The 11,382-nt window shown below is 49.3% G+C and carries 8 protein-coding genes; 2 read left to right on the plus strand and 6 right to left on the minus strand.

What is annotated here, in order from left to right:
* Nucleotides 1-70: 70 nt before the first annotated feature.
* Nucleotides 71-592: a gamma carbonic anhydrase family protein gene (locus QZ327_RS11805; protein ID WP_294619521.1), complete on the plus strand. Its 522-nt coding sequence runs from the start codon at nt 71-73 to the stop codon at nt 590-592.
* Nucleotides 593-1,551: 959 nt separating this feature from the next.
* Here the strand turns inward: QZ327_RS11805 and QZ327_RS11810 are convergent.
* From QZ327_RS11810 to gltX, 3 genes are all read right to left on the minus strand, one after another.
* Nucleotides 1,552-1,824, minus strand: a complete 273-nt coding sequence (locus QZ327_RS11810) for a hypothetical protein (protein ID WP_294619523.1) — start codon at nt 1,822-1,824, stop codon at nt 1,552-1,554.
* Nucleotides 1,825-2,561: 737 nt separating this feature from the next.
* Nucleotides 2,562-3,782 carry a glycosyltransferase N-terminal domain-containing protein gene (locus tag QZ327_RS11815; protein ID WP_294619525.1) on the minus strand — a complete coding sequence of 407 codons (1,221 nt, stop codon included), beginning with the start codon at nt 3,780-3,782 and terminating at the stop codon, nt 2,562-2,564.
* An 18-nt stretch (nt 3,783-3,800) separates the two neighbouring features.
* Nucleotides 3,801-5,327, minus strand: a complete 1,527-nt coding sequence (gene gltX, locus QZ327_RS11820) for a glutamate--tRNA ligase (RefSeq protein ID WP_294619527.1) — start codon at nt 5,325-5,327, stop codon at nt 3,801-3,803.
* Between the two features lie 97 nt (nt 5,328-5,424).
* Between gltX and QZ327_RS11825 the strand changes: the two genes are divergently transcribed.
* On the plus strand, nt 5,425-7,488 hold the full coding sequence (locus QZ327_RS11825; RefSeq protein WP_294619529.1) for an HDIG domain-containing metalloprotein: 2,064 nt from the start codon (nt 5,425-5,427) through the stop codon (nt 7,486-7,488).
* Nucleotides 7,489-7,503: 15 nt separating this feature from the next.
* Here QZ327_RS11825 and QZ327_RS11830 read toward each other — a convergent pair whose 3' ends face one another.
* The 3 genes from QZ327_RS11830 to QZ327_RS11840 all read right to left on the minus strand — a co-directional run bounded on the left by QZ327_RS11830 (nt 7,504) and on the right by QZ327_RS11840 (nt 11,260).
* Entirely contained in the window at nt 7,504-7,977 is a 474-nt protein-coding gene (locus QZ327_RS11830; protein ID WP_294619531.1) for a low molecular weight protein-tyrosine-phosphatase, read from the minus strand.
* Nucleotides 7,978-8,063: 86 nt separating this feature from the next.
* Entirely contained in the window at nt 8,064-10,526 is a 2,463-nt protein-coding gene (priA, locus tag QZ327_RS11835) for a primosomal protein N' (RefSeq protein ID WP_294619533.1), read from the minus strand.
* Between the two features lie 164 nt (nt 10,527-10,690).
* A complete protein-coding gene (locus QZ327_RS11840) occupies nt 10,691-11,260 on the minus strand; it encodes a porin family protein (protein ID WP_294619535.1) in 570 nt (189 codons plus the stop codon).
* Between the last annotated feature and the right edge of the window lie 122 nt (nt 11,261-11,382).

The raw sequence follows: 11,382 nt of genomic DNA on the forward strand, positions 1-11,382 counted from the left end.
ATAATTCATAATTCATAATTCATAATTCATAATTCATAATTCATAATTCATAATTCATAATTAAAAAAAAATGGCATTAATAAAATCAGTAAGAGGGTTTACTCCTGAAATAGGAGAGAACTGTTTTTTAGCAGACAACGCCGTTATCATCGGAGATGTAAAAACGGGACAGGATTGCAGCATCTGGTTCAGTACCGTATTGCGCGGTGATGTCAACTCCATCCGCATCGGCAACGGGGTAAACATCCAAGACGGCAGTGTGTTGCACACCTTATACGAGAAATCCACCATCGAAATAGGCGACCATGTTTCCGTAGGCCACAACGTCACCATCCATGGAGCCACCATCAAGGATTACGCACTCATCGGCATGGGATCTACCATTTTGGACCATGCCGTGGTGGGCGAAGGCGCCATCGTGGCCGCCGGTTCATTGGTACTTAGCAATACCGTAATAGAACCGGGAAGCATCTGGGGCGGCGTGCCTGCCAGGTTCATCAAGAAGGTAGACCCGGCACAGGCGAAAGAACTGAACCAAAAGATTGCGCACAACTATCTGATGTATGCGGGATGGTACAAGGAGAACGAGTAGCTATGCCTCCCAACGTCTCACCAATCCGGTTTCACTACGTCTTCCCATAACACTTCTACCTGAATACATGTTATACAGTTTATGCTTTCACAAAGTTTGAAAAATCTTGAAAACAAGGGAAACACAACGGAAAGACTTTTCTATATACACAAAGGCTCGGTTGTCCAATAGAACGGAGACAACCAAGCCTTTAAACTTGTCAGAGCGGATAAAACCACAATGAAAGTTACATCATTTAAATTTCTTATCTATATAAATATGGAATGACAAAGCCAACGCCGCACATATAATCCCCGACAACCACCATTCCATAAACTCATTGCCGATATACCACGCAAAAAGCCAACATATAGTATTTAACCAAGACTCCCGTATAAAATGATGTCTCAAATAAGCATCGATTTTCCTGTTACACTTCAACAACACTATACTTATTGAAATTAATGCAAATATCACCAATCTCAAAACATTTAAATCAGATGTAGGATTATCATTCATACAATATCTTGTTAAAAAACATCAGATGATTATCAAAAAAATCAGAACGGATAAAATACATAGTGAAAATTAGAGCCTGTTTAAATATTATTCAGCATTCTTTTGAGAACTCTTTTTGAGACTGAAAGGAAGCTGAAAAAACTTTTTGAAGAAAATTTAAACAGGCTCTTACATCACTTAAACTTTTTATATAAATAAAAATTAAACAGGAAACCTACCATCAGAACTATAATCCCTGACAACCACCATTCCATAAACTCATTGCCGATGCACCACAGACAAAGCCAACATACAAGATCCAACCGAGAATCCCAAGCGGAATGACTTTTAAAAAAAACATTCATTCTCCTGTTGCATCTCAACAATGCTATACTTATTGAGAGTAACGCGAATATCACCAATCTCAACACATCTAAATCCGATATAAGATTATCATTCATACAGTTCCTTGTTAAAGATTATCAAAAAATACGTATGAGACCCGCAACAATAGCAGCATCTATAGAACTCCTTGCTGCAGATACAATTATTGAACCGGCAACTGTTAAAACCGGACCACCAGGACCAAACACCAAACTTCCTGCCGCTCTACCAAACCCTCTAAAAATTCCGTAAACAGCCCCTAAAGCATCACTATAAATAACACCCTTAGCCTCAGCGCTCAACCTTGTCATTACATAATTACCACTACTCCAATATTTATAACTATCTTTCGTCACTGCAATAACATTCATTATAGCCTGCTTTCTTCTACATGCAAGATATATTCCCACACAAATAGAAAAACACAACCAGTACGTAACCGGTTTTCTTCAACAATGTCTTCATAATGCTATATTTTTAAAGTTACGTTCTAAATATAACGAAAAAACATTTCATTTCAAATAAAATCATAAAAAAACGCACTCTTTTGCACGGCTCTTTCATTTACAGGAACCAAAGGAGTTGCCTCCTCTCTTCCTCTGACTCCTGATAAATCCCGTAAATAAAAGCCATGTGACTGACAGCTTCTTTTTCATCCGATGTTCCCACTTAATTGGGAACGTGTTCCCTGTACGTTGGGAACGTATTCCCAATGAGGTGGAAACACGTTCCCAGTTAACTGGAAATAAAGTTCCACCATGCAGGGAATGGATGGCACTCGTATGTCGCTGACAATAAAAACTTTGAGGAGATATTTCGCTGACCTGTTCTTATCCGCTTGTTCTTCACCAATCCGTTTCCGTTTGTCCGCTTCCGCCTGTCTGTTTGCGCAATCTCTCCGGTCGTGTTCTCCGGTGTAGCGGTCGGCTTTTAATTCCTATCCCGAAGAGAGATAACTCCTTCCAACTCTCTTTAACTCCTGCAAATGAAAAAGCCATAACTTTTTTGTCAAATTGGGAATTAAAATTAAAGCTGACACCCTGCTTATGCGAGTTTTTACTTACATAAGCAGGGTGTCAGCTTTAATTTAATTCCCAATTCTTAATTTCTAAAAGTTTATCATTCCCAGCACTTTGTCCGTCGCCCCGGCATTATCGGTCACGTAGGCTCCGGCGTTCATTCCGGCTTCGCGCAGAAAATCTTTATCCTCCAGCATACGGTCGAGCAATGCCTTCAGTTCTTCATAACTTCTGATAGAGAAACCGCCTTTCGCTTCCAAAAGCCGGACGGCTTCCTGAAACTTCTGATATTTCGGACCGAAGATTACCGGAATGCCATATACGGCAGCTTCCAGCGTATTGTGAATACCTACTCCGAAACCACCGCCGATATAGGCGATTTCACCATAACGGTAGATGGAAGAGAGCAGTCCGAAGCAGTCGATAATCAGGCAGTCCGCCTTACGGACGTTCTGCTCGTCCGCACGAGTGTAACGCACATACGGACGTTTCAATTTGCGGATTATCTCCACCAGGTGGTTCTCGTCGATTACGTGCGGGGCAATAATCAGTTTCACCTCCGGATGTTGGTTGAAGTATTCGATGAACAGGTCTTCATCGGGCTGCCAAGAACTTCCGGCAACGAAAGTCATCGTATTGTTCTTGAAGAGTTCCACCAGCGGCAACTCCTTCGCCTCCTCGCGGATTTGAAGCACACGGTCGAAGCGGGTATCACCCACCACAGTCGCCCGGTTGATGCCGATTTTCGACAGGTAACGTTTGGAACGTTCGTTCTGCACGAACAGATGGTCGAAGTTGCGCAACACGTTCCGGTACGTCCCGCCATACCATTTAAAGAAAATCTGCCCGCGGCGGAAAATGGAAGAAACACTGTATACCGGAATGCGGCGCTTGTGCAACTCATCCAGATAATTCTTCCAAAATTCATACTTGATGAAGAATGCCATGCAAGGATTTACCAAATCCAAGAACTTCCTCACATTGCGCGGTTTGTCGAAAGGCAGGTAACAGACGATATCCGCCCCACGATAGTTTTTGCGCACCTCGTAGCCCGACGGCGAAAAAAATGTCAGCAGAATACGATAATCCGGATATTTGGCACGTATCTCCTCAATCAGCGGCCGTCCCTGCTCGAATTCGCCCAAAGAAGCTGCATGAAACCAGATGTAGCGCGCATCCTTCTCCAGCTGTTGCCGGAGAAGCTCGTACACTACCCAGTGTCCCTTCATCATCTTCCGTGGCTTGCGGCTGAAAGGGGCAGCCAGATGCACCACAATATCGTAGATTATGATTGCTAAATTATAAAGCATACCACTCTTCGCCTCAACTTATTTCAACACTTCGACGGCACGCTGAATACGGGCAAGAGTCTCCTCCTTACCCAGCAATGCGGTAATATCGAACATGTGCGGTCCTTTGCACTCTCCCACAACGGCAAGACGGAAAGCGTTCATCACATTGCCCATATGATAGCCCTTTTCCGTAATCCAGCCGATTACTATATCCTCAGACGGCTTTGACGAGAAATCCTCAATGCCGCGAAGCACTTCCATCAGTTCTGCCATGATGCGCGGAGTATCTTCCGACCAACGTTTTTTTACGTCCTTCTCGGCATATTGCTGAGGAGCGGCAAAGAAGAAACGTGCCTGGTCCCACAACTCCTTCACAAAGTTGACACGTCCCTTTACCAAGGAAACCACCGTAACCAGGAATGTGTCGCTGTATGCGTCAGGATTGACGCCCTTCTCTCTCAACACCGGCTTGAACAGTTCCGCAAGCTCCTCGTCCGATTTCTGAAGGATGTATTCGTGGTTGAACCAGCTGCCTTTCTTATAGTCGAACTTGGCACCCGACTTGCTGCAATGGTTCAGGTCAAACAATTTTACAAGCTCATCCATCGACATCAGTTCCTGGTCGTTACCCGGATTCCAGCCCAGCAAGGCAAGAAAGTTGATAACCGCTTCGGGCAAATAACCCGATTCGCGGTAGCCCGAAGAGACCTCGCCCGACTTGGGGTCATGCCACTCCAACGGGAATACCGGAAAACCAAGACGATCGCCATCGCGTTTGCTGAGTTTACCGTTACCTTCGGGTTTCAGCAACAGCGGCAGATGCGCGAACGCCGGCATCGTATCTTCCCAGCCGAAAGCGCGATACAACAACACGTGCAACGGAGCGGAAGGCAACCACTCCTCACCACGGATGACGTGGGATACCTCCATCAAATGGTCGTCTACGATATTTGCCAAATGGTAGGTAGGCAGTTCGTCTGCCGATTTATAAAGAACCTTGTCGTCGAGAATAGAAGAGTTTATCACAACTTCGCCCCGGATCAGGTCGTTCACATGCACATCCTCATCCGGCTCTATCTTGAAGCGGACCACATATTGCTTGCCTTCCGCAATCAAAGCATCCGTCTCCTCTTTGGAAAGCGTCAGCGAGTTGCGCATCTGCATACGCGTGGAAGCATCGTACTGGAAATTGGCTATCTCCGCACGCTTCGCCTCCAACTCTTGCGGAGTATCGAAAGCGATGTAAGCCTTGCCGGCATCCAGCAACACCTGCACATACTTCTTGTATATTTCACGACGTTCGGACTGACGGTACGGACCATGCTCCCCGCCAAAACTGACACCCTCGTCAAAAGGAATGCCCAACCATTTGAAAGACTCCAATATATATTCTTCCGCTCCCGGCACAAACCGGTTGGAATCGGTGTCTTCAATACGGAAAATCAAATCTCCTCCATGCTGGCGGGCAAAGAGATAATTATATAACGCAGTACGCACACCACCGATGTGCAACGCCCCTGTAGGACTTGGGGCAAAACGGACTCTGACCTTTCTTTCTGTCATAATCTATCTTACTTATAACTAAATTAGACGGCAAAATTAAACCTTTTTTTCCATACTATTGTTTTTTTTTGTACTTTTCGCAAAAATTTCAACCGACATGAGCTATTTCAAAGACAAAAACAAGGAGTTCTCGTTCAGAGATTTGCTATACAAGACGCTTATTTTCATAGGTACGGTAGGGGTTATTGTCTATTTCCTGCCGAGGGACGGCAAGTTCAATTACCAGTTTGACATCGACAAGCCCTGGAAATACGGGCAGCTGATGGCAACTTTCGACTTCCCTATCTACAAAGACGACAACGTGGTGAAGAAAGAACAGGACAGCATCCTTGCCACCTTCCAACCCTATTTCCAATCGGACAGAAGCATGGAGAAACAGGCGCTCAAAAAACTGAAAGAAGACTATCAGAAGCATCTGCGCAGCGTCCTGCCCTCTACCGACTACATCCGCCATATAGAGAAGATACTCTCCGAGGTATACCGGGCGGGAATACTCTCCACCGAAGAGCTTGCCCAACTGCACAAGGACAGCACATCCGCCATCATGGTGATAAACGACAAGCTTGCCAACCAGCGGAATATCGACAAGCTCTACTCCGTAAAACAGGCATACGCCCATCTGCTTACGGCAGACACCATACACTACCATCCCAACATACTGCGGCAGTGCTCGCTCAACGAATACCTGTCTCCCAACCTTACCTACGATGCCCAACGGACAGAAACCGCCAGGAAAGAAATCCTTGACAACTATTCCTGGGCAAACGGCATCGTACTGAGCGGACAAAAAATCATCGACCGGGGCGAAATTGTGGACCGGGAGACCTACAACATCCTCGAAAGTCTGCGCAAAGAGTCCATCCAGCGCAGCGAATCCATCGGGCAGAAACGGCTGATGCTGGCAGGACAGGTACTATACGTCGGCATCTTCATACTCTGTTTCATGCTTTACCTCGAACTGTTCCGTAAAGACTATTACAAACGCAAGGGAAGCCTTTCGCTGCTTTTCGCCCTCATCGTGTTTTATTGCGTGCTGACGGCGGTCATGGTGACGAACAATATGTTCAATGTATACATCATTCCTTATGCCATGCTGCCCATCATCATCCGCGTGTTCCTCGACTCGCGGACAGCCTTCCTCACACAAGTCGTCACCATACTGATCTGTTCCATCTGCCTGCGCTATCCGCATGAGTTTATCCTGCTGAAACTTACGGCAGGACTGGCTGCCATCTTCAGTTTAAGGGAGCTGTCGCAACGCTCGCAACTGTTCCGTACCACGTTCCTGGTAATTCTCACCAACATGGCCGTTTACTTCGCCTTCGAACTGATAACGGAAAACGACCTGTCGAAACTGAACGGCAGCATGTACACCTATTTCATCATAAACGGCATATTGCTGCTCTTTACGTATCCGTTGCTTTTCCTGGTTGAAAAGACCTTCGGCTTTACGTCGAACGTCACTCTGGTGGAGTTGTCCAACATCAACAACAGTCTGTTACGGCGCATGTCGGAGACTGTGCCGGGCACTTTCCAGCACTCCATGCAGGTGGCAAACCTTGCTGCCGAAGCCGCCAACCGCATCGGGGCAAACAGCCAGCTGGTGCGTACAGGCGCCCTGTATCATGACATCGGCAAAATGGAAAACCCGGTATTCTTCACCGAGAACCAGTCGGGCGGTGTCAACCCGCACAAGAACCTGGGCTATGAACAGAGCGCGCAAGTCGTTATCAGCCACGTGACGGACGGGCTGAAACTGGCAGAGAAGAACAACTTGCCTAAAGTCATCAAAGAGTTCATCACCACGCATCACGGCCGGGGAAAAACAAAATATTTCTACATTTCCTGGAAGAACGAACACCCGGACGAACAACCCAACGACGAGCAGTTCACTTATCCCGGTCCCGACCCGTTTACCAAAGAGCAGGCGATACTGATGATGGCAGACGCCGTAGAAGCGGCATCGCGCAGCCTGCCCGAATATACGGAAGAGAGCATCAGCAACCTGGTAGAGAAAATAATCGATTCGCAGGTAGCGGAAGGTTATTTCAAAGAGTGCCCCGTCACCTTCAAGGACATAGCGACGGTGAAGAACGTTTTCAAAGAGAAGTTGAAGACAATCTATCACACCCGTATCAGCTATCCGGAACTGAAAAGGTAGCACCTATACCGGCAGTTATCCCAGCACATCCAGCAACCCGGCACAGGCGTCTTCCAGAATATCGAGCACGTATTCAAAACCTTCCGCCCCGCCATAATAAGGGTCGGGCACATGGTCGGCATGAGTGAACGTCGTGCAGTATTCCGTCATGCGGTGTATCTTCCCACACGCCTCAACGGACGGGGCACGCTCTTTCAGGTCATCGATATTGCGGTCGTCCATGCCGATAATCAGGTCGAAATCGTAGAAATCAGCCGTACATACGGGGCGCGAACGGTGCGTCAGGTCGTAACCGCGACGGGCGGCGTGGGCGCGCATCCTGCTGTCGGGCAACTCTCCCTGATGGTAGGAGAGGATGCCTGCCGAGTCGATGACGAACTCGGCATCGCGTCCGGCTTGCGCCACCAGATGTTTCATCACTGCCTCCGCCGAAGAAGAGCGGCATATATTGCCCAAACAGACGAAGAGTATCTTTTTCTTATCTTTCATATTAAAACTTATATTCTTGTTTAAGAAGCTATCAGCCCTTCGGGCTTGGAAGTTAAAGCCGATACTTCTCCTAATTCCTATCCATTTTACATCGGATCCACATCGTAATACACAATCAGCGACTTGAAGCGGTCTTCCATAACCATCTCCTTCTGTACCTGCAACAGCAGTTCGCGTACACGCGCCATCGGAGCCTTCGTCTCAATCTTCACGACGATTTTGCGGATAAACAGGGTTTGCACACGTGCCACCGGCGGCTTGTCCGGTCCCAGCACCCGACTGCCGAAAACGGCGCGCAACTTACCTGCCATGGTCTGCGCCATCAAATCGAGCAGCGTCTCGTTGCGGTTCTTCAAATACACATACACCAGGCGATAGTAAGGGGGATAGTGGAACATCTGCCGTTCGGCAAGCTGCCCGTCCACCATGGCCTCGTAATCGTTGGCAATCACCTGGGGGATGATAGGATGCTCGATGCTTTTGGTCTGCAACACTACCCTGCCCCGCTTGTTCTTCCGTCCGGCACGCCCCGCCACTTGCGCCATCAACTGGAAGGCGCGTTCGTAGGCGCGGAAGTCCGGATAGTTCAGCATGGTGTCGGCATTCAGGATGCCCACCACACTCACGTGGTCGAAGTCCAGCCCCTTGGACACCATTTGCGTACCGATAAGGATGTCCGTCTTGCCCCGTTCGAAGTCCGCGATGATACGCTCGTAAGCGGCACGCGTGCGGGTGGTATCCAGATCCATGCGGGCAACGGCGGCATCGGGAAACAGTTGTTTGATGTCGTCCTCTATCTTCTCCGTGCCAAAGCCGCGGTTGCGCAGGTCCGTCCCCTCGCAGGCGGGACAGATGCGGGGCAACTGATAGGTATATCCGCAGTAGTGGCACGTCAGTTGGTTCAATCCCTTGTGGTAGGTCAGGCTGACATCACAGTTCTTGCACTTGGGCACCCAGCCGCACGTGTGGCACTCTATCATCGGAGCAAATCCCCGGCGGTTCTGGAACAGGATGACCTGCTCTTTCCGCTCCAACGCCTCGCGGACATGCTGCAACAGCAGCGGGGAGAACGGACCGTTCATCCGCTTCTTGCGTTGCAGCTCCTTGATGTCTACCGGAATAATCTCCGGAAGCTGTATCTCCTTGTACCGTTCTTTCAGTTCCACCAGCCCGTACTTGCCGGAGGTGGCGTTGTGCCAAGTCTCTACGGAAGGGGTCGCCGTGCCCAGCAAAGTCTTGGCACCGTACATCGCGGCAAGCACAATGGCGGCATTGCGTGCATGATAGCGGGGCGCGGGGTCCTGCTGCTTGTACGTATTCTCGTGCTCCTCGTCCACAATAACCAGCCCCAGGTTGCGGAAAGGCAGGAATACGGAAGAGCGTACTCCCAGAATAATGTCGTATCCGCTGTCCGAAAGTTGTTTCTGCCAGATTTCCACCCGCTCGGCATCGGGAAACTTGGAGTGGTAGATGCCGAGACGCGAACCGAACACCCGCTTCAGGCGCTCGGTAATCTGTGTGGTCAGGGCTATTTCCGGCAGCAGGTACAGCACCTGCTTTCCCCGGCGGACGGCTTCTTCTATCAGATGGATGTATATCTCTGTCTTGCCGCTTGCCGTCACTCCGTGCAGCAGGCAGACATTCTTCGTACGGAAACTCTCCACAACGGCATCGTGTGCCCGCTGCTGGTGCCCGTTCAACGGATTTAAAGGAAGCTCCGCCCCGGCGGAGACGTTGTTCAGCCTGCCTATTTCCTGCTGGTACACCTCGAAGACACCACGCTCCACCAACCCGTTGAACACGGCGGGCGTGGCGGAAGCGCGTTGCAAGAGTTCCTTCTTAGCCACCTCTTTCGGCTCCGTGCCCAGGAAGCCGGAGAGTTCCATGTACTTCATCAGCAGGTCCAGCTGCTTGGGGGCGCGGCGCTGCAACTCATCGAAGAAGATGTGCAGGCGATGCTCGTTGCGTGCCGCCTCCGTCAGGCGTACACGGGTCTCGGTCTTGGGCTTATAGGTGCGCTTCAGCTCTTCCTTTACGAAGATGGCTTCTTTGTCCAACAGGGATTTTATCACGGCGAGGATGTTCCTGATTCCGCTCTCCTTCTCCAGCTTCGTGACGCACTGTTCCGGCTCGGCAGAGAGCAGGTCCAGTATCTTCCGCTCCTTTTCCGGCAGCGGCACGTCCGACTCGAAGTCGGGGTTGTACTCCACCATCGTCTCGCTCTCCAGTTTCAGTCCCGAAGGAAGGGCGGCCTTGTAGACATCGCCCTGCGTGCAGAGGTAGTAATCGGCAATCCACTCCCAAAACCTGAATTGCACGGGCAGCAGGATGGGGTGCGCATCGAGCAGGGCGCTCACTTCCTTCACCTCGTATCCGGTAGGCGCGGCATAGTGGATGTTGCGCACAATTGCCGTGTAGTACTTCTTCCGTCCGAAGGGCACCACCACCCGGCAACCTATCTGCACCTCTTCCGCCATCTCTTCCGGCAGCGAGTAGGTGAAGCATCCGTGCAGGGGAAGGGGCAATATGACATCTACAAACTTTTCCATCGCGACGGCAAAGATAGCGCAAAGTGCGGGCAGAACGAAACGAACCGCTCTTTTTTTACGTAACGGCACAGCCCGCACCAAGCGGCACTGCATTCAAAAAAAATAGCGCCGCCCGCCATAAGCGGGTGACGCCATCTATATATATGTATACTTGCTATCGGCTTTTAGAAGATGTAAGCAGCGGAAACCTGCCAAGTCTTGGTCTTTATGCCGGCATCTTTCACTTCTTTCAAATCAAAGCTGTTGCCCAACGGAATCTGGTAGTTGACGCCAACCTGCAGATGCTTGACCAGCTTCACACCCGCCCCCAGGTTCAAGCCTACCTGTGCGCTTTTCTTGTCGACACCTTCCAGCTTGATGTCCTTGAAGTTGAAGAAGAAATCAGGACCCGCCGCAACGAACACGCCCAGCATACTGCCCAAGCCAATCGTGTACTTCAAATTAACGGGCAGCTCGATGCCTTGCTGCTTCAACTCGTTTTTTCCGCGTTGCGAATAGAGCAAAGCGCCGTCAACGCCCAGCCCTACGACCGGGATAGTCACCTCCGCCATCGGACCGAAAAAGAAGCCGGTAGTATTGTCACTCTTGAAATTGTCTTTCGCATCGCCCGAGAAACTCAATTTAGCCATGTTCAAACCACCTTTCACACCGAACTTTACCAGTTGGGCATGAGCAGGCATAGCCATTGCCAAACAGCATACAGCTATCATAAATACACTAAAAATCTTTTTCATAATTCAATATGTTTAAATAATCGGGACAAAGATAACCAAATTCTCCCTATATATCACAACAAGCGGGATTTTTCTATATACACCCCACACGGCTCTTTCATTTAAATAACGTCCGTTCGATA

The sequence above is a fragment of the uncultured Bacteroides sp. genome (genome assembly GCF_910578895.1).
Lineage (GTDB): Bacteria > Bacteroidota > Bacteroidia > Bacteroidales > Bacteroidaceae > Bacteroides.

Coding starts and splice junctions, on each gene's coding strand:
- QZ327_RS11805 (WP_294619521.1), top strand. CDS start 71: ATGGCATTAATAAAATCAGTAAGAGGGTTTACTCCTGAAATAGGAGAG.
- QZ327_RS11830 (WP_294619531.1), bottom strand. CDS start 7,977: ATGAAAGATAAGAAAAAGATACTCTTCGTCTGTTTGGGCAATATATGC.
- QZ327_RS11825 (WP_294619529.1), top strand. CDS start 5,425: ATGAGCTATTTCAAAGACAAAAACAAGGAGTTCTCGTTCAGAGATTTG.
- QZ327_RS11815 (WP_294619525.1), bottom strand. CDS start 3,782: ATGCTTTATAATTTAGCAATCATAATCTACGATATTGTGGTGCATCTG.
- QZ327_RS11840 (WP_294619535.1), bottom strand. CDS start 11,260: ATGAAAAAGATTTTTAGTGTATTTATGATAGCTGTATGCTGTTTGGCA.
- gltX (WP_294619527.1), bottom strand. CDS start 5,327: ATGACAGAAAGAAAGGTCAGAGTCCGTTTTGCCCCAAGTCCTACAGGG.
- QZ327_RS11810 (WP_294619523.1), bottom strand. CDS start 1,824: ATGAATGTTATTGCAGTGACGAAAGATAGTTATAAATATTGGAGTAGT.
- priA (WP_294619533.1), bottom strand. CDS start 10,526: ATGGAAAAGTTTGTAGATGTCATATTGCCCCTTCCCCTGCACGGATGC.